The organism is Bacillus sp. FAU20, assembly GCF_056033865.1.
This window is the reverse complement of record NZ_JBVYHY010000011.1, coordinates 481,087-503,670: the sequence shown is the minus strand read 5'-3', so window position 1 is coordinate 503,670 and position 22,584 is coordinate 481,087. Positions and strand designations below refer to the sequence as shown.

The 22,584-nt window shown below is 32.9% G+C and carries 28 protein-coding genes and 3 pseudogenes; 15 read left to right on the top strand and 16 right to left on the bottom strand.

Annotation, left to right across the window (positions count from 1 at the left end; translation table 11 throughout):
• Window positions 1-29: 29 nt before the first annotated feature.
• Window positions 30-815, bottom strand: a complete 786-nt coding sequence (locus AC0OM3_RS10975) for a class I SAM-dependent methyltransferase (RefSeq protein ID WP_000031308.1) — start codon at window positions 813-815, stop codon at window positions 30-32.
• A gap of 196 nt (window positions 816-1,011) precedes the next feature.
• Entirely contained in the window at window positions 1,012-1,380 is a 369-nt protein-coding gene (locus AC0OM3_RS10970) for a hypothetical protein (protein WP_000071478.1), read from the bottom strand.
• A gap of 477 nt (window positions 1,381-1,857) precedes the next feature.
• Here AC0OM3_RS10970 and AC0OM3_RS10965 point away from each other — a divergent pair, with 477 nt between their 5' ends.
• The 8 genes and pseudogenes from AC0OM3_RS10965 to coaW all read left to right on the top strand — a co-directional run bounded on the left by AC0OM3_RS10965 (window position 1,858) and on the right by coaW (window position 7,744).
• Window positions 1,858-2,010, top strand: coding sequence for a YqbF domain-containing protein (locus AC0OM3_RS10965; protein WP_000291905.1), 153 nt, complete (start codon window positions 1,858-1,860; stop codon window positions 2,008-2,010).
• 181 nt (window positions 2,011-2,191) lie between these two features.
• Window positions 2,192-2,359 (top strand): annotated as a pseudogene (exsC, locus tag AC0OM3_RS10960) (exosporium protein ExsC); the annotation flags it as partial.
• A 294-nt stretch (window positions 2,360-2,653) separates the two neighbouring features.
• Complete coding sequence (locus tag AC0OM3_RS10955) at window positions 2,654-3,856, top strand: MFS transporter (protein WP_000269261.1); 1,203 nt, start codon at window positions 2,654-2,656, stop codon at window positions 3,854-3,856.
• Between the two features lie 153 nt (window positions 3,857-4,009).
• Window positions 4,010-4,310: pseudogene (locus AC0OM3_RS10950) on the top strand (hypothetical protein).
• Between the two features lie 169 nt (window positions 4,311-4,479).
• On the top strand, window positions 4,480-4,842 hold the full coding sequence (locus AC0OM3_RS10945) for a hypothetical protein (protein ID WP_000757018.1): 363 nt from the start codon (window positions 4,480-4,482) through the stop codon (window positions 4,840-4,842).
• A 341-nt stretch (window positions 4,843-5,183) separates the two neighbouring features.
• On the top strand, window positions 5,184-6,383 hold the full coding sequence (locus tag AC0OM3_RS10940; protein WP_000222707.1) for an LL-diaminopimelate aminotransferase: 1,200 nt from the start codon (window positions 5,184-5,186) through the stop codon (window positions 6,381-6,383).
• A 56-nt stretch (window positions 6,384-6,439) separates the two neighbouring features.
• Window positions 6,440-6,838: a 3-hydroxyacyl-ACP dehydratase FabZ family protein gene (locus AC0OM3_RS10935; RefSeq protein WP_000547642.1), complete on the top strand. Its 399-nt coding sequence runs from the start codon at window positions 6,440-6,442 to the stop codon at window positions 6,836-6,838.
• An 84-nt stretch (window positions 6,839-6,922) separates the two neighbouring features.
• Window positions 6,923-7,744, top strand: coding sequence for a type II pantothenate kinase (gene coaW, locus AC0OM3_RS10930; RefSeq protein WP_474211769.1), 822 nt, complete (start codon window positions 6,923-6,925; stop codon window positions 7,742-7,744).
• A 14-nt stretch (window positions 7,745-7,758) separates the two neighbouring features.
• Here the strand turns inward: coaW and AC0OM3_RS10925 are convergent, their stop codons facing one another.
• Together AC0OM3_RS10925 and AC0OM3_RS10920 are read right to left on the bottom strand one after the other, a co-directional pair.
• The gene (locus tag AC0OM3_RS10925; RefSeq protein ID WP_001259202.1) at window positions 7,759-8,268 is read right to left on the bottom strand and encodes a 2'-5' RNA ligase family protein; all 510 of its coding nucleotides are present in this window, start codon (window positions 8,266-8,268) and stop codon (window positions 7,759-7,761) included.
• Window positions 8,269-8,423: 155 nt separating this feature from the next.
• Window positions 8,424-8,633 (bottom strand): annotated as a pseudogene (locus AC0OM3_RS10920) (DUF4825 domain-containing protein); the annotation flags it as partial.
• A 441-nt stretch (window positions 8,634-9,074) separates the two neighbouring features.
• On the opposite strand from AC0OM3_RS10920, the gene AC0OM3_RS10915 reads away from it, so the two are divergent.
• Genes AC0OM3_RS10915 through AC0OM3_RS10890 form a run of 6 tightly spaced genes read left to right on the top strand, consistent with a single transcriptional unit; the run spans window position 9,075 to window position 10,086 of the window.
• Window positions 9,075-9,215 carry a YrzI family small protein gene (locus tag AC0OM3_RS10915; RefSeq protein WP_000156196.1) on the top strand — a complete coding sequence of 47 codons (141 nt, stop codon included), beginning with the start codon at window positions 9,075-9,077 and terminating at the stop codon, window positions 9,213-9,215.
• Window positions 9,216-9,242: 27 nt separating this feature from the next.
• Window positions 9,243-9,386 carry a YrzI family small protein gene (locus AC0OM3_RS10910; protein ID WP_000142730.1) on the top strand — a complete coding sequence of 48 codons (144 nt, stop codon included), beginning with the start codon at window positions 9,243-9,245 and terminating at the stop codon, window positions 9,384-9,386.
• A gap of 28 nt (window positions 9,387-9,414) precedes the next feature.
• A complete protein-coding gene (locus AC0OM3_RS10905) occupies window positions 9,415-9,558 on the top strand; it encodes a YrzI family small protein (RefSeq protein ID WP_474211765.1) in 144 nt (47 codons plus the stop codon).
• A 26-nt stretch (window positions 9,559-9,584) separates the two neighbouring features.
• The gene (locus AC0OM3_RS10900) at window positions 9,585-9,725 is read left to right on the top strand and encodes a YrzI family small protein (protein WP_000669805.1); all 141 of its coding nucleotides are present in this window, start codon (window positions 9,585-9,587) and stop codon (window positions 9,723-9,725) included.
• A 52-nt stretch (window positions 9,726-9,777) separates the two neighbouring features.
• The gene (locus tag AC0OM3_RS10895) at window positions 9,778-9,918 is read left to right on the top strand and encodes a YrzI family small protein (RefSeq protein WP_000669805.1); all 141 of its coding nucleotides are present in this window, start codon (window positions 9,778-9,780) and stop codon (window positions 9,916-9,918) included.
• Between the two features lie 27 nt (window positions 9,919-9,945).
• Window positions 9,946-10,086, top strand: coding sequence for a YrzI family small protein (locus AC0OM3_RS10890; protein ID WP_000668498.1), 141 nt, complete (start codon window positions 9,946-9,948; stop codon window positions 10,084-10,086).
• 240 nt (window positions 10,087-10,326) lie between these two features.
• On the opposite strand, the gene AC0OM3_RS10885 is transcribed toward AC0OM3_RS10890, so the two are convergent.
• On the bottom strand, window positions 10,327-11,412 hold the full coding sequence (locus tag AC0OM3_RS10885) for an AI-2E family transporter (RefSeq protein ID WP_474211763.1): 1,086 nt from the start codon (window positions 11,410-11,412) through the stop codon (window positions 10,327-10,329).
• A gap of 149 nt (window positions 11,413-11,561) precedes the next feature.
• Between AC0OM3_RS10885 and AC0OM3_RS10880 the strand changes: the two genes are divergently transcribed.
• On the top strand, window positions 11,562-12,383 hold the full coding sequence (locus AC0OM3_RS10880; RefSeq protein WP_474211760.1) for an HNH endonuclease: 822 nt from the start codon (window positions 11,562-11,564) through the stop codon (window positions 12,381-12,383).
• A gap of 228 nt (window positions 12,384-12,611) precedes the next feature.
• On the opposite strand, the gene AC0OM3_RS10875 is transcribed toward AC0OM3_RS10880, so the two are convergent.
• From AC0OM3_RS10875 to AC0OM3_RS10825, 11 genes are all read right to left on the bottom strand, one after another.
• A complete protein-coding gene (locus AC0OM3_RS10875; protein WP_001289320.1) occupies window positions 12,612-12,704 on the bottom strand; it encodes a putative holin-like toxin in 93 nt (30 codons plus the stop codon).
• Between the two features lie 195 nt (window positions 12,705-12,899).
• On the bottom strand, window positions 12,900-14,012 hold the full coding sequence (gene ssuD / locus AC0OM3_RS10870) for an FMNH2-dependent alkanesulfonate monooxygenase (protein ID WP_474211759.1): 1,113 nt from the start codon (window positions 14,010-14,012) through the stop codon (window positions 12,900-12,902).
• 76 nt (window positions 14,013-14,088) lie between these two features.
• Complete coding sequence (locus AC0OM3_RS10865; RefSeq protein ID WP_474211757.1) at window positions 14,089-14,937, bottom strand: ABC transporter permease; 849 nt, start codon at window positions 14,935-14,937, stop codon at window positions 14,089-14,091.
• A 16-nt stretch (window positions 14,938-14,953) separates the two neighbouring features.
• Window positions 14,954-15,940 (bottom strand): aliphatic sulfonate ABC transporter substrate-binding protein, encoded by a 987-nt coding sequence (locus AC0OM3_RS10860; RefSeq protein ID WP_089148735.1) that lies wholly within the window; start codon window positions 15,938-15,940, stop codon window positions 14,954-14,956.
• 17 nt (window positions 15,941-15,957) lie between these two features.
• A complete protein-coding gene (locus AC0OM3_RS10855; protein ID WP_474211755.1) occupies window positions 15,958-16,713 on the bottom strand; it encodes an ABC transporter ATP-binding protein in 756 nt (251 codons plus the stop codon).
• Window positions 16,714-17,162: 449 nt separating this feature from the next.
• Complete coding sequence (locus AC0OM3_RS10850; protein ID WP_001037880.1) at window positions 17,163-17,672, bottom strand: ribonuclease FAU-1 family protein; 510 nt, start codon at window positions 17,670-17,672, stop codon at window positions 17,163-17,165.
• 205 nt (window positions 17,673-17,877) lie between these two features.
• Window positions 17,878-18,933 (bottom strand): hypothetical protein, encoded by a 1,056-nt coding sequence (locus AC0OM3_RS10845; protein ID WP_000648429.1) that lies wholly within the window; start codon window positions 18,931-18,933, stop codon window positions 17,878-17,880.
• 12 nt (window positions 18,934-18,945) lie between these two features.
• On the bottom strand, window positions 18,946-19,419 hold the full coding sequence (locus tag AC0OM3_RS10840) for a tetratricopeptide repeat protein (RefSeq protein ID WP_000400636.1): 474 nt from the start codon (window positions 19,417-19,419) through the stop codon (window positions 18,946-18,948).
• A gap of 141 nt (window positions 19,420-19,560) precedes the next feature.
• Window positions 19,561-20,250: a phosphopantothenoylcysteine decarboxylase domain-containing protein gene (locus AC0OM3_RS10835; RefSeq protein WP_000676728.1), complete on the bottom strand. Its 690-nt coding sequence runs from the start codon at window positions 20,248-20,250 to the stop codon at window positions 19,561-19,563.
• Window positions 20,251-20,265: 15 nt separating this feature from the next.
• Window positions 20,266-21,069 (bottom strand): AAC(3) family N-acetyltransferase, encoded by an 804-nt coding sequence (locus AC0OM3_RS10830; RefSeq protein WP_000783346.1) that lies wholly within the window; start codon window positions 21,067-21,069, stop codon window positions 20,266-20,268.
• A 247-nt stretch (window positions 21,070-21,316) separates the two neighbouring features.
• On the bottom strand, window positions 21,317-22,564 hold the full coding sequence (locus tag AC0OM3_RS10825; RefSeq protein ID WP_000288525.1) for a glutathionylspermidine synthase family protein: 1,248 nt from the start codon (window positions 22,562-22,564) through the stop codon (window positions 21,317-21,319).
• Between the last annotated feature and the right edge of the window lie 20 nt (window positions 22,565-22,584).

The following is a 22,584-nucleotide window of genomic DNA, read 5'->3' as shown; positions in this document are numbered from 1 at the left end:
TATCGTACTTCAGAAAGACTGCAACACATTTATCTTTTTAACGTTGTACTTTTTTTACATATAAACATAGCCATTTCAGTATAGAACGATTCTACTTTATTATTTTTAAATTGAATATTAAAATATCCCTTCATTTCGTTTGGTGCTTTCATCATACATTCTGTTAACTTTTCACGCTTTTGTACAGGGACATCCATCATATTACACCACCAGTCAAAATCAAACTTCTTATCAAAAGTCAGACATGACTGCATTTGCAAACCGTTTTTTTCTAATAAAGTAAGCCATTCTGTCTTTTTTAGAGCTCGTTCATGACTTGGGTCACGCTTTTTTTCTATAAAATTATAAAATGTATCATATTCATTATTTTCTGGCGAAACATTATCTATTAAGATGAATAATCCATTATCCTCCAACGTACGATTTACTTCATAAATAAATTGAGCCGGACTCGTAAAATGATGGGCTGCAATCCGGCATGTAATTGTATCAAAAAAATGGTCTGAAAATGGTAAATTCTCTGCATTTCCTGCTACAAATGATACATTTTCATGACCATTCTGCTTTATAAAAACTTTTGCTTTTTCTAACATCTGTTCTGTTAAATCAAGTGCAACTACTTCTTCAAACATAGGTGCTAACATATTTGCCACATGCCCGCCACCAGTAGCAACATCAAGAAGACGATTATTATGACGAGACTCAACTTGTTGAACTACATATTGTAAATCCAGTCCTTTAGCATGTATTTTACTATTTACATATTTATCTGCATTACTGCCAAACTGTTTTTTCACAAGCTCTTCTTTACTCATATTATCATCTTCTTTCTATTGTTATTTACATATACGACTCATATAATTATTACAATTCTCTTCATGTATTTTCAAATCCTCTTTTCATCTCACTTCTCATCATGTTCCCTTATAATCAAAATAATATGATTACACGTTCTTCCATTAAACAAAAAAAGGCTACGGGAACTTGCCCCCTAACCTGACTAAATATTTACTACATTTTTATTTCTTCGTATATATCTATATAATATAAATCCTCTTTCAACTTCATAATAACATCTACTTCGTTATAAGTAGCCTCACGAGCATGTAAACCGAATTGATCCATACCAATCCATATCCACCCAGGTGTAAGATATAAAACATCTATATTAAAATAATCTAACTTAGTAAGCTCCGATGTAATAAATTTATCTTTATTAGCGATTTGTTTATCTATTAAACCGTATTCTTTTCCATTTTCAAATAGCGAAATAAATTTCCCTACAATCGGATGTTCACGAACAATAAAATGATATTCTTTTTCCTCTATATTTACCACAATCAAACGAGAAACAGATAAATCAGGCCCTGAATTCGACATATTTGTTTATTCACCTCCTTATATAGGCTTCTTAAATATGATAACAAATGAATATTCAAATTAAGTTAATATAATGTAAAAAATAAAAAAGCTGAATTCCCTTTAGAAATCAGCCTTTATAATTTGATTAACTTTATTATTTTACAAATTATTATAATGTTTCTTTTTCCTCATCATTTCCGGAAACTAAACTTCCTATAGCATCTGCTGTTACTTCCACTACAAATTCACAAATACCAGCTACAACTTCTCCAATTATTTCATCCATCTTTTTACCCCCTTATTTTATGTAACCTATTTGCATTATAGAAGAAATTGGTAAATACAAACTATCGAAAAAGGTGACATAAACCTTACAGAATTGTAAGCTCTTTTATCCCTTTACTTATCCCCTTTGAAACTCCAAGTATTTTTAGCAGACATATAGGCCATCATAATATGAAGCAAGTAATAATCTAGTGTCAGGAGGCGTTTAATATGTATTACGTAAAATTAATTAAAGGTCAATCTTTCTACGCTTTTGATCATCGTTTCTTAGTGTCTGAAGAAGAAGAGGTTTCAGAGAAAATTTATAATTACTTACGACGTAATGAATTTTTTGAAGTACGTAAAGAAGAATATTCTGCTTAATTACAAAAAGCATTAAGAAAAATATCATTTAGTTGGGATATATTCTTGATGCTTTTATGTGAATTGCTTCTTTCCAACACTTGTTTTCGACTTTATTAAAATATTCTAGTATTTGTCCAAACTACTCATCCTGTAAGTAAAACTGATGAAACAACTTTTGCAGTCCCATTTTCTCCAAATAAAGCAATTGTACGTACAAACATTTCAAGCTATAGATCAAAACGTTGGCAGTGGAACACACGAATATTCATTAACTGTAGAAAACCTTACTAGTGGTGCAAGCGCAGAAGTTGTTGGCCCACTATCTTTTAGCGTTTTAGCTATTGGACAAGAGCGTAAATGTTGCTAAGTGAATCTAATATTTAATTTTGTACTTGAGAAAAGCGAGGCGTAGTTATACGTTCTTGCTTTTTTATATGTACCTTTACTTTCTATTAGCTTTAATCATAAATTTTTTACGTTTTGATTCACTTATTTCATCAATTAACACATCAAACTTTTGACAAATCAAAAAGATTGAAATCCAATTATGAAACACGTAATATAGACTCTGACTCTAAAAAAGTTCGTATGAAAATAATACATAAATAAGGAGGTTTTATATACGAGTTTTTCATTTTAAAAGACGGAGAGGTTTTATGTTATGTGGCGTAATAAAAACGTTTGGATTGTTCTAATTGGGGAGTTTATTGCAGGTCTAGGATTATGGCTTGGTATTCTTGGTAACCTTGAATTTATGCAAAAATATGTCCCTTCTGATTTCATGAAATCAGTTATATTATTTATCGGACTATTAGCCGGTGTTCTAGTTGGACCTATGGCTGGCCGTGTCATCGATCAGTATGAAAAGAAAAAAGTTCTTCTTTACGCTGGATTTGGTCGAGTTTTAAGTGTTATTTTCATGTTTTTTGCTATTCAATTTGAAAGTATCGCATTTATGATTGCATTTATGGTTGCTCTTCAAATTTCAGCAGCATTTTATTTCCCTGCATTACAATCTGTAATTCCACTCATCGTACGTGAGCATGAGTTATTACAAATGAACGGTGTACATATGAATGTTGGTACAATTGCTCGTATTGCAGGTACTTCACTAGGTGGAATTCTTTTAGTTGTGATGAGTTTACAGTACATGTATGCCTTCTCAATGGCAGCATACGCCTTATTATTCCTCTCGACTTTCTTCCTACAATTCGAAGACAAGAAATCAACAACACCAAGTAAACAAGCTGCAAAAGATAATAGCTTTATGGAAGTATTTCGTATTTTAAAAGGAATTCCTATTGCTTTTACAGCACTTATATTAAGTATCATCCCTCTATTATTTATAGCTGGGTTTAATTTAATGGTTATTAACATTAGCGAAATGCAACATGATCCTACGATTAAAGGGTTCATATATACAATTGAAGGTGTGGCATTTATGTTAGGTGCCTTCGTAATTAAACGTCTATCTGATCATTTCAAACCTGAAAAATTACTATATTTCTTCGCAGTTTGTACTGCTTTTGCACATCTGTCATTGTTCTTTAGCGATATAAAATGGATGGCTCTTACATCATTTGGTTTATTTGGGTTTAGTGTTGGCTGCTTCTTCCCTATTATGTCGACGATTTTCCAAACGAAAGTGGAAAAAAGTTATCACGGTCGCCTCTTCTCATTCCGTAATATGTTTGAGAGGGTTATGTTCCAAATCGTCTTACTTGGCACAGGCTTCTTCTTAGATACAATTGGGTTACAATATATGGTTCTCATCTTCGGAGTCGTTTCATTATTGATTATTTCTATTTCCCTTTCTAAGCAGAAACATTATGAAAAACAGCATTCGCAATCTGCGAATTTATAAAATAAACAAAGAAGTATGGATCTAATATTGAATCCATACTTCTTTGTTTTATAATACGCCTATTTATTACGTTTATTGAAATTACCTAAAGGAGTATCCCCCTTTTATTTCGAATAGATTATAAAAAGTACTCTTTATAAAAGGAGTGGTAAAATGTCTGATGGCATCGAAGTATTTATTATCCTGCTCTTTGCAATTGTTCTGTTTAGCATCCTAAACTTTTTAGCCATTTCCTTATCTGGACATAGTTTAAAAAAAAAGAATCGTGGCAGGTTTCATATTTTTACTACTGACTCCCATTATCTTTTTGACTATCGCAACATTTGCTTCTATATTCGATAAAGCAGGATTTGGCGCAGGTACGTTAGCCTTTATGATCGCAAGCGTATATATATTAAATGGAATAGTAATTCTGCTTTCCTCTTTATTTATCCTCAAAAAAGACATAACATAGGCTATAGCACTAGCATGAATCTGACTTTACACTAGATTCATGCTTATTTAATTTCTCCTAAATTTTTATATGAAATTAAATAATTCTTTAAAAAAATTTAAACTTTATTTATTATAATATCCCTATCGCATTCGCACGTTTATTCAAATTTAAAAGAAAGGAGCACAAAATGAAAAAGGTTCTACTTACAATTCCTATACTAATTATCCTACTTAGTGGATGCAGCAATAACGATATATACGGTTCTTGGGAAGTCGTTGACAATAAAAAAGGTGAATGTCCTGTATATTATAAATTTGAAACAGTTGTCAAAAAAGAAAATAAAGAGAAAATTGTGCAAAATTTAGTAGAAATGCAAACAACAAAGAATAAAGACGATTTATATAAAGGCTCATTTGTAAAAAATTCTAATGTATATCACATTGATTATGGTAATTCATTTACATCGGACCAAACTTTAAAAGTTGCCGACGGTACATTAAATGTATACTTTTTGACAGCCGAAAAATTATGCACATATAAAAAGAAATGATTACATTTCAGAGGAGACGCAGAAAATATTTTCTGCGTTATTTCACTTTAGAAATCGTCCACAAAAATAGCCCTTGTTTTCGTATTCTTTTTCATTCAAAACATGAGAAATATGCTTAATAAAAACTAGAAAATACCTTAAGTTATATAAAATGAATCATATAATACACATTTCAATTAACACATCTACGCTATTTACATCGATACTTTTCAAAATAGGCTGATCCTTCCTCTAAATTTGTCAATCGTTTTAATTTTCATAAAAAAATGATAAAATATAAACATGTGTTTTCAGAATAATTAAAAATGCAGAATGAAAGCACTGTTTTAGGAGGGGTTTTGATGACTTACACGTTAGCAACTAGAATGAAAGCATTCCAATCTTCTATATTTAGTGAATTAGGAGCCTATAAAAAAGAAAAAATTGCAGCAGGTCATAACATGATTGATTTGAGCATCGGAAATCCTGATATGCCGCCCGCTGATTTTGTAAGAGAAACAATGGTACATACAGCGAGTGAAAAAGAGAGCTACGGGTATACATTATCCGGTATTCAAGAATTTCACGAAGCTGTAACTGAATATTACAACAACACTCATAACGTTTTATTAAATGCGGATAAAGAAGTTTTATTATTAATGGGTTCACAAGACGGGCTCGTTCATTTACCTATGGTTTATGCAAATCCAGGTGATATTATATTAGTTCCTGATCCAGGATATACAGCTTATGAAACAGGTATTCAAATGGCTGGTGCAACATCTTACTACATGCCTTTAACGAAAGAGAATGATTTCTTACCAGACTTAGAAGTTATCCCTGAAGAAATTGCCGATCAAGCGAAGATGATGATTTTAAACTTCCCAGGGAATCCCGTTCCAGCAATAGCTCATGAAGATTTCTTTAAAGAAGTAATCGCATTCGCGAAAAAGCATAATATTATCGTTGTCCATGATTTTGCTTATGCTGAATTTTATTTCGATGGTAATAAGCCAATTAGCTTCCTCTCTGTACCTGGTGCTAAAGAAGTTGGTGTAGAAATCAATTCTTTGTCAAAAAGTTATAGTTTAGCAGGTAGCCGTATTGGATATATGATTGGAAACGAAGAAATTGTTCGTGCACTTACTCAATTTAAATCTAATACCGATTACGGTGTATTTTTACCAATTCAAAAAGCGGCATGTGCTGCACTAAGAAACGGTGCTACGTTTTGTGAGAAAAACCGTGAAATTTATCAAGAACGTAGAGATACACTAATCGATGGATTCCGAACATTTGGCTGGAATGTCGATAAGCCAGCTGGTAGTATGTTTGTCTGGGCTGAAATTCCACAAGGATGGACTTCTCTAGACTTCGCTTATGCATTAATGGATCGTGCAAATGTCGTTGTTACACCTGGTCATGCATTTGGACCTCACGGAGAAGGCTTCGTACGTATTGCACTCGTTCAAAATAAAGAAGTGTTGCAACAAGTTGTTGAAAACATTAGAAATAGCGGCATTTTCGTCCTTGAAAAAGTAAATGAATTAGTTAAAAATTAGTTCCCACTCCCCTGCTTAACTTTAGCAGGGGTATTATTAATTGGAGGTACTTTCATATGCATATTAAAGACACACTTCCCCATCGTTATCCATTTTTAATGATTGATAAAGTAACAAATGCAAAACAAGATGAATTCGTTACAGGATATAAACTCATTACAAATAACGAATGGTTTATAAATGATAGTCAAAAACATATGCCTCATATGTTAATTGTAGAAGCACTTGCTCAGCTTAGTGCATTTGTACATACAAGTGATTCTGAAGGACTAGGATTCCTCTCCTCTTTAGATGGAGTTGAATTCCACGGAAAAGCATATCCCGGTGATAAACTTGATTTACATTATGAGCTAACACGCAATCGCCGAGGTTTTGTTCTTGGTAAAGGTATTGCAACTGTCAACGACCAGCCTATTGTAACTATAGAAAAACTATTAATATATCAAGCAGATTAAAGTGTTCCTTATATCAGTTGGAAATATCTATTCTCAACCAATTAAGTAAATAGGAAAACATATTACGTAGTTAGGAGCAGGAAAATGAAACGTACTATCGGTATCGATGCTGGAGGCACATTAACGAAAATAGCTTATTTTAACGAAAAAAAGCTATTAACTTTTAAAAAATTTTATTCTCATGAACAACATAAAATAATAGATTGGATTAAAAACAACAATGGCATAAAACAAATATGTATTACGGGTGGTAAATCGAAATTATTACAGCAACTGCTTACAGGTTCATATAAAATAATAGAGCTAAACGAATTTGAATCTACTCTTGCAGGTGTCCAATACATATTAAAAGAAGAAAAACACACTATAAACAATTTTATTTTAACCAATATCGGTACAGGTACTTCTATCCATTATGTTTATAATGAACAATATATTCGCGCTGGTGGAACCGGAGTTGGCGGTGGGACTATTATGGGACTTTCAAAATTGTTAACAAATATAGATCATTTTGAAGATATAATACCTCTAACAAAAGTAGGATCTAGAAAAGAACTAGATATTACGGTTGGAGATATTTATGGTGGTATTCTTTCCCCTATCGATAATAACTTAACTGCTAGCAACTTCGGAAAAGCAGCCATTACAGAATCAAATAATAGTAGCTCCGATATACTAGCTACTGTGCAAGGACTTGTCGGTGAAGTCGTTACTGCATTAAGCCTTCAATTCGCTGAAACAAAAAACATTGAACATATTATTTATATTGGTTCGACTTTATGTAATAACGTACAACTTCAACATATTATTAGTAGCTACACCGAATATCAAAATAAAACACCAATCTTTTTACAAGATGGTGGTAATAGCGGTGCAATTGGTGCATTACTTCATGCTACGAAATAAAAAGCTGACTTTTGTCAGCTTTTTAGAAATGGCACTTCAAATTCAATAATTGATTCCCCGTTCTCTCCAATTCGCTCCACGCTTATTCTATCAATCACACAATTTAACTCCCCATGAAAACTAGGAATCTCCTTCACTACTTCAGCAGCTAATTCGGCACTTTCTTTTCTTCCGACTGTTACATGCGGGATGTACGGAATGTCTTCTTTCAAAAATTGTAATAAAGGTCCTGTATACAGCCTATCATGTAGTTCTTCTATTTGTTTTCTTCCTCCATCAACTTCTAAAAACAAATAGTTTCCTACACTAGTGATACGATTTGCAAACTCAATTTCAATTTTGCCTCCCCCTATTGATACATTAAAAATATGAGATTTTAATTCATCATTTGAAATATTACTCTTAAATGGGAATACGATTGTTATATGCGGTAGAATTAATCCAAATAAAGGATCATGTTTATGTCTAATGTTCTCTATTTTATCGATGGACATGTTGTTTAGAAAAAGTAAAATTGTACGCATTTTTATCCCCTCAACTTTTCCTCATTATAATATGTATCATATTCTATGACAGCCTGCCCTTCAACAACTTGTTTTGCTTACCTATAAAAATAAAAAAACTTCTCAAATGAGAAGTTTTCATATAGCATGATTATTATTTTCCCGCCAAACTTTCCTAAACTTATACTTTGAACTGTTCCACCACCGGGTAAATGATTAACAATTGCAACCACATCTGAATTATTACCAACGTATGTCCCAGTATATTTCTTAAAATCATCTGACCTAACATCATATATATCTTTTATTCTTTCTCCGTCAGAACAAGCCGCAATGAATAAAAAAATTGTTAGCATAACGATCATGTTATGATGCATATATTTCATTTAGCATCCCCCATTTTTATCGATATTCGTTAATTACAATATTTACTTTCAAATCCCTTTTTAAATATACGCATTTTAATCAAAATTAAAAATTTTCATTTTTTATGTTTACAATTATCCATTAATTGTATATACTTACTAACGTAAGAAAAAAATTCTAAAAGGAGGTCGAAGGAAATGATGAAATTACAATTACATGCATTAACTTTAGCGTTAACTGCACCTGTGTTTTCTGGACAATTAAATATGAATTCGACCACCCTAATGGAGAATTGAAAATCGTACTTTATTTCATTTAATTCATAAATTCGCCACAGGAGGTCGTATACTTTCCTGTGGCTTTTTCACGCCCAGCCATAGGAGAACTGTATCTTCCTGTGGTTTTTTTGCGCGATTTTTTTAGTCTCTTACATTATTTTTCTAAGAAAGGAGCAACATTCAATGACTATTAGCGTATTGTTTTTAAGTATTACGATTCAAAGAAATACAATTTCCAAAGATGAAATTCTTCATAATCAACAAATTGAAAAAGCTATGAATGATGTTAAGGAGCGCCAAGCACTTTACTGTGATCACCTGTAATTCCTTTTCGAAAGGAGGAATTCATTTATGACTTTTCATATTTTCTTTTTTACGACTGTGCTTCAAAAAAATACTTTATCTGAAACTGAAATCAATCGTAAACAACAGTTAAAACGACTGACTGATAAAATAACTGACATTAAAAGTTCGCACTACACTCAAATGTATTAAAAATATATTTTAAAGGGGTAATATATTCATGAAATTTAAAGCATTCTTTTTAACAATCACCATTCAAAAACGTAAGCTCTCACAGAAAGAGATTTTACGCGAGCAACACATCCAAAACATTATGGACGAAATAAAAGAGCGCCAATCTTCTTATTACACTCGTCTTTTCTAAATCACTTATAAAGGGGTAATTATCTAATGAAATTTAAAGTATTCTTTTTAACCATTACCATTCAAAAAAATAAATTTTCCGAGTCTGAAATGCTCCATGAGCGACAAATTAATCAGGCTATGGATTCTGTAAAAGAAAGACAAAGTCATTACTGTAGTCACCTTTAATTTCTTATTACACTCGTTTTTTCTAAATCACTTATAAAGGGGCAATTATTTTATGAAATTTAAAGTATTCTTTTTAACCATTACCATTCAAAAAAATAAATTTTCTGAGTCTGAAATGCTTCATGAACGACAAATTAATCAGGCTATGGATTCTGTAAAAGAAAGACAAAGTCATTACTGTAGTCATCTGTAATTCCAATTCGAAAGGAGGAATTCACATATGAAGTTTCACCTTTTCTTTTTAACGATTACGATTCAAAAAGAAACAATATCTCAAAATGAATTAAAACAAGAAAGACAATATAAACAAGTTATTAATGAAATTCGAGATCGTAGAAGCAAATACTACACTCATCTTTAATCGTTTAACTATATAGAATTGAAAGGAGTAGATTATGATGTTAATAGCACGCTGTAAAGAAATGATTTGGATAGTTCAGAGGGATTCCACATAGTTTTATAGAGCTTATATCACACAAGTTCATCACTAAATTTGATATATAAAAAATATATAATAAAATCAAATCAACCCGCTTTTAATTTTTTTTTTATAAACAAAAGATACACCACTTAAAAAGAGGTGTATCTTTCTTAGGTTTTACTATTTCCGATTATTTCTCTTCGTCTTAAACAATCTCACTAAGTTCGAAACAACTGTTTTTGTTACTGCATAAACTGGTACTGCTAAAATCATTCCGATGATTCCAGCAAAGTTACCTACCCCTAAAATTAGGATAATAATTGTTAATGGGTGGATGTTTAATTTTGAGCTCATAATACGTGGTGAAATAATATTACTTTCAAACTGTTGTACAATTGTTACGATAATAATTACGTATAAGGCTTGCATCGGAGATACGAACAGTCCTACAATAACAGCTGGTGCTGCTCCGATAAATGGACCTAAGTTAGGAATGATGTTTGTAAATGCTGCTATAATTCCTAAAACAAAAGCGTACGGTAAATCGATAATTAAATAACCGATAAAAGTAAAAGCACCTACAAATATACAAACGAGCGCTTGCCCTTGAATATATGCAGATAATGTTTCGTTCGTTTCCTTAATGATACGAAGCCCCTCTTCACGGTAAGACTCTGGTAATAAACTTACCGCTTTTCCTGGAAAGGCATGTCCATCTTTAAACATGTAAAATAAAATGAACGGTACAGTAAATACAACTAACGCAACGTTCGTGATAATACCAAATAAAGCCGTTGCACTCGACGTAATTGTATTTGGTATATCTTTTAAGTATTCAATCGCATTTTTTTCAATTGTTTCAATGGAAACGTAGTTTTGTGTAGATAACCATTCAAACAACCTATGATGTGATAATTCTTGTATGTATACTTTTCCCTCTTTTATGTAGCCTGGCATATTTTTTACTAAGTCCATTAGCTGTTGTGAAATCGTAGGAACAACTACTCCAACGCCAACCGCAGTTAATGTTATGATAAAAAGATATAACAGCAATATCGCTAAATTTCTAGGTACTTTTTTATTCTCCAAAAAGATTAATACAGGATTAAATATGAAGTATAAAAAAAGCGCGATTAAGATTGGGAAAAATAATGTTGATATGAAGATACCAATCGGTTGAAATAAAAATGATATTTTTGTGCAAATAAATATGATTCCTACAACCATTAGCACTTCTAATGTCCAAAAGTGCACTTTTGATTTCAAAAAAATGGCCTCCTTTAAACTAGCACTTCTCTTCATTGTACCAAAATAAGTATGAATTTCACATAATATTTTCCTTTACAATATTCCAAAATACCGATAAATACACTACAATGAGATTACATACAAATTTGCAGGTAAAGGTGATAAAAATGATACAATGCATCATTTGCAGAAAAGATACGAAAGAACTTAGTGAACAATATGTCATTCCAGAAATATTATGTGGATATTATTTCACAAACTCAATTTGTGATACTTGCCATGAACAAATGACAACAAATATTGATCGTCCTTTAATTAGGCATAAATTGAGTCAATTTAAGATTGAACAAATGAAAAGACAAATTGATTCCCCACTCTATACGAATGAGCACGGCGAAGAACTTGCGGCTGCTGAGACTGATGTTGTCGAAGTAAGCGACGAAATTCTTTATTCTAATGCATTAATTATGAAACTATGTAAAAAGCACGATATTTCCTTACATAATGAAATTTGGAAAGAGGAACGTGTAACGAAAGTAGCGAGTTCTATTCAACGTGAATTGCTATTAGATAACCGTAAATATAAAATGAGTATATTAAAAATGGCTTATACATTCGCTGTACAAACAGTTGATGGCTACTTTGAAAATCAAGATGCAATTGATATCTCTACCATTCTCTCAAATGCAGATTTCGTGGAACTAAAAGAAAAAAGCATTGTACGTGATTTAAGCAAAAGTTCTTTATGGAATACGCTAAATACAAGTAGTGAAAATCATTACTTTATTTTACTTAGCGATAAAGACGGTCTGTTTTGCTTCATTCGTTTGTTTGACATCTTTGATGTTGTCGTTCATTTATCAGAAAAAAGATTTGACCTTCCATCACCCATTGTCGGTGTAAATAATGTGAATACACAGAAATTTCATGTCCAAAGTTTAAAACAGTATATGGATGGGCTGTTTAAAGAAAAAGCACCTACTATATAACAAGAACCAGAACATACGGTCTCCTTTCTTGATGAAAAGACACTGTGTTATAATGAGTATGAAAAGAACAATACAATCACATAAACCAATTATAAATTGTATATAAATAAAAAAGACTAGTGTGCGGCTACACACTAGTCCACGTAACTTAGCAGATTGGATTGTTCATTTATCCTATTTGTTTCTTACAAACAAAACAACCCACATTCTATAGGCATAGGTGGGTTGTTATTTTTTGAGCTTGTCTATTAAAACGACGACGAACGTTAACAATGCAACGAGAAACAGTCCACCCTGCAGTAGCAACGCTATTTCACTCACGTATTATCACCCCCCTCCTACTCGGAGAAGTGATAATTGAACAACCAACCGCACCTTAAGTTACCCTTTAATTTTACCATATTTTCTAATAATTTACGATGAAAACCCGCAAGCGAATAACTTGCGGATTTTTTATCCCGTATTAACAGGCAATAAACAAAATGAAGCAATAAATAGATGAAACTTTATTTCTGACTATTTTTTTAATGCATATGCATCAGCAATCATTTCACCAACAATTTTATTTGCTTCTTTCTTCTCGTCTTTCAATAATGGGAATAACAATTCTGCCACATCATATGCTTCTTCTAAATGTGGATATCCTGATAAAACAAACGTATCAATTCCTAACGATTCATATTCTTTTATTCTTTCTGCTACTGTATGCGGATCGCCTACAAGTGCAGTACCTGCCCCACCTCTTACAAGTCCGATTCCAGCCCATAAATTAGGGCTTATCTCTAACGACTCTCTCGTACCTTTATTTAAATGTGTCATCCGTTTTTGACCAACCGAATCATATCTTGCAAATGTCTTTTGAGCAAGCTCAATTGTTTCATTATCCACATATTGAATTAAACGTTCGGCCTCTTCCCATGCTTCTTCTTCTGTCTCTCTTACAATTACGTGTAATCTAATGCCAAATCGTACTGTACGCCCCTTCTCTTCTGCAAGTTTTCTTACTTCTTCTATTTTCTCTTTCACTTGCTCTGGCGGCTCTCCCCACGTTAAGTATACATCACTATGTTGAGCTGCTACTTCTTTTCCAGCAGTTGATGATCCCCCGAAATATATTGGAGGATAGGGCGTTTGAACTGGTGGGAAGACAACTTTACTATCTGTAACTTTAATATGTTTTCCTTCTAAAGAGATCGTTTCACCCTGCAATGTCGATTTCCAAACTTTTAAAAATTCATCCGCTGCTTCATATCTTTCATCATGCTCAAGATATAATCCATCTCCTTGTAGTTCAACTGGATCTCCTCCAGCTACTACATTGATAAGTAGTCTCCCATCTGAAATTCTATCAAATGTAGATGCCATCCTCGCTGCAACTGTAGGTGACATTAGTCCTGGTCTCACTGCTACTAAAAATTTTAGTTTTTCTGTTTCAGCAGCAAGAGCTGAAGCTAACACCCAAGGGTCTTCACATCCTTGACCAGTTGGAAGTAAAACACCCGTATATCCTAAATAATCAGCTGCCGCAGCAACTTGCTTATAATAACCATATTCAGCTGCTCTTCCTCGTTTTGTCGTTCCTAAATATCGACCATCTCCATAAGCCGGAATAAACCATAATAATTCCATACCTTTACACACCCCTTATTTATTTTGAATCGTATACTAACACATTCTATATAAATTACCCCTAATAATTTATATGTTAATCCCCTGTCTCACCTTTAAAGTTATCTCGCCATCTTAAAAACTTCACTTCTAGTAAACGTACTAGAGAGTCAGAAAACTTCCCAACAAATGCAAATATAATTATGCTGACAAATACGATATCTGTATTTGAAAATTGCCTTGCATCCATAATCATATAGCCAATACCTTCTGTAGACCCCATAAGTTCTGCTACTACTAAACTCACCCATGCAACACCTAACGATAACCTTGCTCCTAGTAAAAGGTTAGGCAATGCAGCTGGTAAAATTAGTTTCGTGATTAATTTTCTTTTACTAAACTCTAACACTCTCGCAACATCAAATAACTTTGAATCCACACCTCTAATACCTAAAAATGCGTTTACGTATAAAGGAAAAAATGCACCATCTGCAATTAATAACACTTTCGATGTTTCACCAAAACCGAACCATAATACGAAAAGCGGTGCAACAGCTAAATGAGGTACAGTTCTTAACATTTGCACAGATGGATCTAAATATTGCTCACTTCTCGTTGAAAATCCAACAATCGTTCCTAAAATGATTCCTAAGCCTCCGCCAATAAAGAAACCAGCCGCAGCCCTAAATACACTAATACTTAAATGGCCGAATAACTCTCCTGTTTTAATAAGATCTTGGAAAGCTAGAAAAATATCTAATGGTGTTGGTAAGACTGTTTTAGAAACAAGACCGAATACGCCAGCCAACTGCCAAATTATTAATATAATAACCGGTATAGTAATCGCCCTTACTAAAATTTTTACATTTAACTTTCGCACCTTCTTGACGCTGTTTTTCTCAATCGTTATACTCGCTCGTTTAATAACAGCTTTCGTATTTTCCACTTTACAAAACCTCTTTTCACTTCGCTTTCAATGCTTTTTCTACGAAAGAATTATCTACAACTTTTTCCGTCTTAAGTTCTTTCTTTATAGAACCGAGCTTATATTGAAAATCCGCTGTCTTTTGTTGTTCTGCTATTATTTCCTTCGTTACCGGAACTAAAATTGGTTTGTCGTGATTAAACACTTCTTTTACGATCTCCGCATCTATCTTTTTTACAGAAGTATATACTTTTATTGCTTCATCTAAGTTAGCATCTTGCCATACACGTGCTTTCTCATAAACTTTGAGGAATTTCTCAACTAATTCTGGATGTTCTTTCGCAAATTTTGTTCTCGTAATTAAAAATTCTGGTGAAGAGACATTTAATGTTTCACCGTCTGCAATCACTTTCGCACCTTTATTTAATGTATGTAATGATATGAAAGGGTCCCAAATCGCCCATGCATCTACTGATCCTGATTCAAATGCAGGCTGCGCTTCATCTGGTTGTAATTGAATGACATTTACATCTTTTGCATCGATACCTTCTTTATCGAGTGCTCGATATAATAAATTAAAGGCACTACTTCCTTTTGCTACTGCAATTTTTTTACCTTTCAACTCTTTTACACTCGTAATCTTGCTATCTTTTTGAACGAGAATTCCAGTTCCTTTTCTCGCATAACTTGTATTGGCGATTTCGGTAAATCCAATACCTGCTGCTTGCGCTGAAATGACTGGAGAATTCCCTACTTCACCAAAGTCTAATCGGTTTGATGCAATTGCTTCAAAATAAGGAGGTCCACTTTGGAACTCTGTCCATTTCACTTTAACTCCTTCTTTTTTAAACTCCTCTTCAAACCACCCCTTTTTCTTTGCTAGTAATAGCGGGCTTAATCCTTGCTGTATACCAATTTGTATTGTTACATCTTCTTTCTTACTACTTACTGTACTTTTTTCACATCCTAATAAACATACTGATATAGCTAAAGCAAAAGAAAGAACTTTAAATTTTTTATACATATAAAATCACCCTTTTCCTATATACTTGTTTGAATCAATCCTCCATATTCAAACTGCTGTAATACTTTCGTTCGAAGTTGTTGGAATAATTGAGAAGTTTTATTTCGCGGATAAGGCAAATTATTTTCAATTACTTTATGTATTTTTCCAGGCTTTGTACTCATAATGATGATTCGGTTTGAAAGATATATCGCTTCGTCTATATCATGTGTAACGAATATCATTGTTGTTTTCTTCTGCTCCCAAATATTTAGCAATACTTCTTGTAAATGACTTCGAGTAAAAGCATCCAGCGCTCCAAAAGGTTCATCAAGTAATAATATATTGGGATCTCTTAATAACGCTCTTGCTATCGCAACACGTTGTGACATCCCGCCTGAAATTTCTTTCGGATACAATTTTTCAAAGCCATCTAACCGAACGATTTCAACCCATTCTCTCACCTTATCTTTCACATACTTATCTTTTAACGACAAATCTGCCGCTATATTTTCTTCAACTGTTAACCATGGAAATAGCCTATGTTCTTGAAAAATAAAACCTTGTTTCTTGCTGGTTTTTAAAATAGGCTCCCCGTCAATAACAACTTCACCTTCAAAATCATTATCTAGACCTGCAACAATTTTTAGTAATGTACTTTTTCCACACCCACTCGGACCAATTACTGTAACAAAATCCCCTTTCTCTAATTGAAAATTAATATTCTCTAGCACTTGAACCGTACCAGTTTGTTTCAAAAAACATTTTGATACCCCATCAATTGAAACAGTCATTTCTTCCCCTCCTTAAAATGATTCATATAAATGAACAGATTCAGTATTTGTGCAATAAAAAAACCAAAGGCATTTTATCTGTTGATAAAATGCCTTTGGTTTCTCCAATCAGCAATATGTTATGGAATTAAGTACATATTATACAAATATTTCCGATAAGTCAACTAGGTTTTATTAAAACATACATATGATTTGTTTGAACATTTTACTTTTTTTTATTTAAACGGTATCGTTTACTTACTATTTTTTATGATCTTTAATCCACTGTAACCAATAAGAAAACTCACACGCTAAATGCATTTGATGGGATTTAATAACTAAGCGACGAAATTTCTACAAAAAAAGAGTAATTTCAAGAAATATGCTACTAACCTTAGATTTATCAAAAAAGTTAGATCGTATAACTTAAGACTACTCATTCCTATTCAAAATATTTATGTAATTTAATTTTATTTCCTCTGCACCCTGGCTGTCTCCAAAACTATTGATGGAAGCTCTTTTTGAATGATTTCTTTTAATCCATAAAGAGCTTTCTTCACATAACCACCTTCGAAATTTCCTAATGGTTCTGGTACTTCATCCTCATCCAATATGAAGTATTCTCCATTTGGAAGTACCATAATATCGATGATTAAATCTTCAAAGGAAACCACTTCATCTTTTATTTGTGTGTTTTTTACGATATTAAAATATGAACCTAAATACTTTCCTTTTATATCTCTCCATACGTATAAATTGTACGGACGATCTTTCCAGTAATATGCGATTGTATAACTCCCTTTTGGGATTGTTAACTTAGTATCATTTGCAGTCATTGTAAATGAATACTGCACCTCGTGAAACAAAACGATACTTTGTGATTGTTTTTCAAGTAATAAGCAATTGTGATCTACTATTGTTGAGTTATACCGGATTTTTCTTTCTATAATTTCAATTTTCGATGTAAGTAACTTATTCATTATTTTGTTTCCCCTTATGCTAGTTCTATCCTCAATTATATCCATTTATGTAGTGATAAAGAAGTATATAGTTTTTTATATAATGATTTATACAAGTACATAATAAAAACTCCTTCTTATTTAGAAAGAGTTTTTCACTATCCATGTTTCATATTTTTTCACTTCTAACGGAAGCTCATTTGTTTTTATGCAACTAACAGCACTATTACTCATGTTTTAACTTTTCCTTAACCGCATCATAAAATTTTCGTTCTTCATCAACATTTAAGTAAACACGACTTACTGTTTTAGAAAAGCCGTATAACAACTGCGCTTTCACTGGCTCTTTTAATGTTATTTCAAAAGTAGCAGGTTCTTTTATGAACTCCATAACAGTTGCATCCAATACCTGTTTCCCTTCTTTTGCCGTTAGCAATTCTCCCTTGTAGAACGCAATACTATCTATTTGTGTAAATGGCATAACGATTTTCTTTCCTAATCCGATTTGAATGATTACTTGTTCTTCTGTTACGACAAGGGGATTTTTGCGCATCGCTTGTATTTCAGCTATAAAATAAATCATCGCGTATACATTTAAAATAAGTAAAATCCATGCTATTACTGAATTCCACTGATGTAGTAAATAATGAAAACCAATGCTTTCAATTACTGTTGCGTGAATAATCATGATATACACACCTATAGCACCAGTCTTTTTATGATATGAGTATACAGATTTACCTGTTGGTACTTTTTCACGCCACGATAAAAACGCATAATAGATTAACTTACACTCTGTTAGAATGACATCTACTAACTTACTTCTTTTCATAGTAGCGTCAAACGCTGCATCAATTGCATAAGAAAAGGAATAATTTTCTCTTCTATATTCTTTATATTTTTTTATTATTTTAGGAAGCACTCTAACAATTTTATAGAGAAGGAATAATTCTATACCTACAAATGCAATTTCAGCCGCAACAATAATATAAGAGATGAATGAAAAAGCTTGTAAATAGTCACTTGGAATAATAAATCTTGCAAAAATATAACCAGCTATTACAACAGGAACTATATACGTTAATGAGTATCTTTTTCGAATAATGAAGAAATACGTGATGATTGGAATGACAAACATGCAATCTAATAATGACCCAAGCACAACTTCTTTCGGCGCAACTGGTACAATTGGAAGGGCATACAATAAATAGTTTGATAGCATAATTAAAGAGACGAGTCCAATCCAAATACCTTTTCGCCTTTGTGATAGTGTAGCCTTCATACGTTCACTCCTTTATTTAAAAACCTCATTTAAATGGTCTTTATAAAATGAAATGGCACGTTCAAATTCTTTTACTTCCTCTACTTTCACGACAGTTTCAAGTAATAATTTCATCGCTGATTCGTGATCGTTTACGTTATATTTTGCTAATGATAAAAATACTTTCATCGGAGCGTTCTCTGGGAATTTTTTCACCCCAGCTTCTAATACTGTAATTGCCTTTTCATATTCCCCTATACAACGATATGTACTTCCTAAACCAATATAAGCACCGCAAAGCGATTCGCCATCAAGTCCATTTGCGATTGCCTGCTCATAATACGGAACTGCTTCTGTTTCTAGCCCCATTACATCATGTATCCACGCACACTGATACAGTACTTCTGCATCCTTTGTAAAGTTTGTTAATCCTATAAGCATCTCTTTAGACTGCGCATACTTCTTTTCGTTTCTAAGTTTAATAGCTTGCTTTAATAAATGTTCCATAGAATCCACTCCTCACCAATTATTCTGTGTATAGCTCTTGATTGATATACGCTTCACATTCGTGTAAAAGTAAAATTCCCACCAATTAAAGTTTCGCTTACTTATTACTATGCGGATTCATTCTTATCTAAAAACTTAATTTTAAAAAGCAGTGACACGATTACATAATATCTCTAAGCTTTTGACAATTTCTTTCGCTGTTTCATCTTTCCCATTGCACAACTTCCCTTTACCATTCTGTCCAATTACATAATGCACAGCTCCGCGCGAATATAAAGAATGTGGTGAATTCGCAATCATTACATTCGCCCTTGCTTCTTTCATTCTATTTTTTGCTCTTTCAAACAGTTCTTCTTCACTTAAATCACTTTCAAGTTTAAAACCAACAAGCACTGTTTCTGGGTCCCATTCTTTTATTTGTTTTAATACTTTTGGAGCCTTTTGAAAATGAATAATCGGTGCTATATCACTTGAAATTTTTCCGTTCATATTAAGAACATTACCATCTTGATCACAAATCTTCTCCACAATCCAATCTGATCCAGCCGCTGCCATAATGACTGCATCAACCTTTTCATGTGTGATGATACTTTTCATTTTATCTTGTAAATCAACGATTCCTTCAAACGGATGTAATTCTAACCCTCTATGTACATCACTCGGTTTCTCCGCAAAATAACCGTGTAAATATATAACATGTGCCCCTTTAGCTAGAAGTTCTTCTGCGATTATCCTTCCAATTGTACCTTTGGCCATATTCGTATGCCCGCGTACTTGATCCCATTTTTCTAGACAACCACCGCTCGTAATTAATACCTTTTTCCCCTTCATTGTAACCATCCCTTACTAATTTTTCTTACGAAACCATTCTGTTCCAAAGTCAACTATATCACGCTGTTTCATTAGACGACACGTTGCATTCCCTATCTTCCCATTTTTTACAGTTCCTTTTCGCTCAAACTCCACACCAATTTCTACAAACTTCTCAGATTCGTAATCCATTTCAACAAACTCTTTCCACACTCTTTCACCGTTTTCTATAATAGGTGCTCCTACTTGTATTAACTCACATGCACCAGAACGCACCTCGGATAAATGAACAGACGTATTGGAATCATATCCAACACCAATTAATAATACGTACCCGTCTAAATCATATATTTTTCTTAATGGAGATTCTTCTCCAAAGCTCATTGATAACGAATGGTTCATTGTTATTTCTACTGCATGTTTTCCCCATGCAGCAAAACTTCCTAACGGATGATTACTACGTACTACATTCGGATATGTACGAAAACATTCAACTATTTCACCCATTCCCCTTGTTGGGGTTATACGTGAATCAAATGCTGGGACGTTATCTCGGATAATTTGCCACCAGTCTTCCGGTACAGGTGGTCTTGACCAATGTTTCGGATCGGACAAATCCGAAGATTGCGTTGGCATTATTATCGTTCCTTCTTCCGTAACAACTTTCATTAATGCTTCTACTACAGCAACCGCACCACCAGATATCCACCCGATAGAACTTAGTGATGAATGAACGATAATTGTCATTCCTTTTTCGACTCCTAATGCTTTTAAATCTTTTGTTATTGTTTCGATTGTATTTGGAAATTGTGTACTTGCAACTATTTCATTCATTTTCATATTGGTTCCCCCACTAGCTACGTAAATTTAAACTTTTATATAAATATATTATCATATTTTTCTTAATTTTTAACTTAATCATTTTTCATATCTATAAAAAATGGTAATATTATTACATAAAAATATTTAAATTATAATATTAAGATTTAAATTAAAAAAGAAAGTGAAGATTTTACATCCAACCATAAAAAGCTGTTTTATACATAGACGAAAGAGCTCATCACAAATGATGAGCTCTTTGTTTACTTTATCCTTCAATTGTAACCCCAGTAAACATTGATAAGTTTCCCGTTATTTTCTCACCTACACGTAAAAATAAGCCTGCTGCTCTTCCGCTTATACAGTGAGAGCCAATTAATAGTTTACCAGTATATGGACCATCCCATGTGTCAATGGTATAGTCAGGCATTTCTATGTATTGCTGGTATATCTTCCTTTGTTCAAAGTAATACTCTGTTTTATCTTCAGCTAATAATTCATCATTTTCGTATATAGATACTCCGCCACCTTCACGACCAAATACAGGTTTTGAAACGTATGATTCATGTCTTTCTAGAAATCGCTTATTTGAAAAATATGTTGGTAGAAAGTATTTATAAATAATGTCTTGCTCTTCTTCTGTAAAGAAAACACTTTCTTCATAAAACTTCCAAATTAGTGCGAGTACACTTTTGTTTTGCATAACAAACGCGGCTGGCGGATTAATAATTTTCACTCTTTCTTGCGCAATATGATCTAAAAATTGCAAACCAATCCTTTTCCCATTCTTATCAACGTCCGTTACTAAATACTCTATTGGATACAGTCTATATAAATATTTTATTTTTTCTCCACTTGGCGTATATATACCATCTTCCGCAACGACAATGTCTTGTATTCCTACATAGTCCGTTGACTGATTTAAGCAATACGTTCTTAAAAACTGGACCGTTTGTCTATCTTCATCGTGCCAATCATAACTAGTAAAATATATCGTCTCTTCAGGGCCTATATGATAGTCATGTTTAATTTGTTCCCATGCTTGCACAATATGCTCTTCTATATGGTTTGGGTGATTTACATCATGATAACGGCATAACACTTCATTTGCGACAGACGGTTCTAAATAGCCTGTTGGCGTATCACAATTTACTTCTATTAATTTTATATCGTCACCATTTACGATAAAATCAAACCTTGTAAAATATGAAAATAAACCATTATGTTTCATTCTCGCCATTTCCCACGCTTCAGCTGGAAATCCAAGTTTTTGAAAATCTTCTGTCGTATTTACAATATATTGATACGTTCTATATAACACATACATGATTTCTTCTGTCGCTTTTGAGATAGCAGTATAAGTTTTTGCTGGCATGCGATACATCCCTGTTGCCATATATTGATTCCATTCTTCATTCTCTAACAGACTAGGCCAAGTGAAACCATTCCTACTAGCCTCTTCTGCAAGTGAAAACCATACTTTCATATACTCTTCTTGCTCTCGTTGTGTATACATTACTCCATTACCCTTTCGTT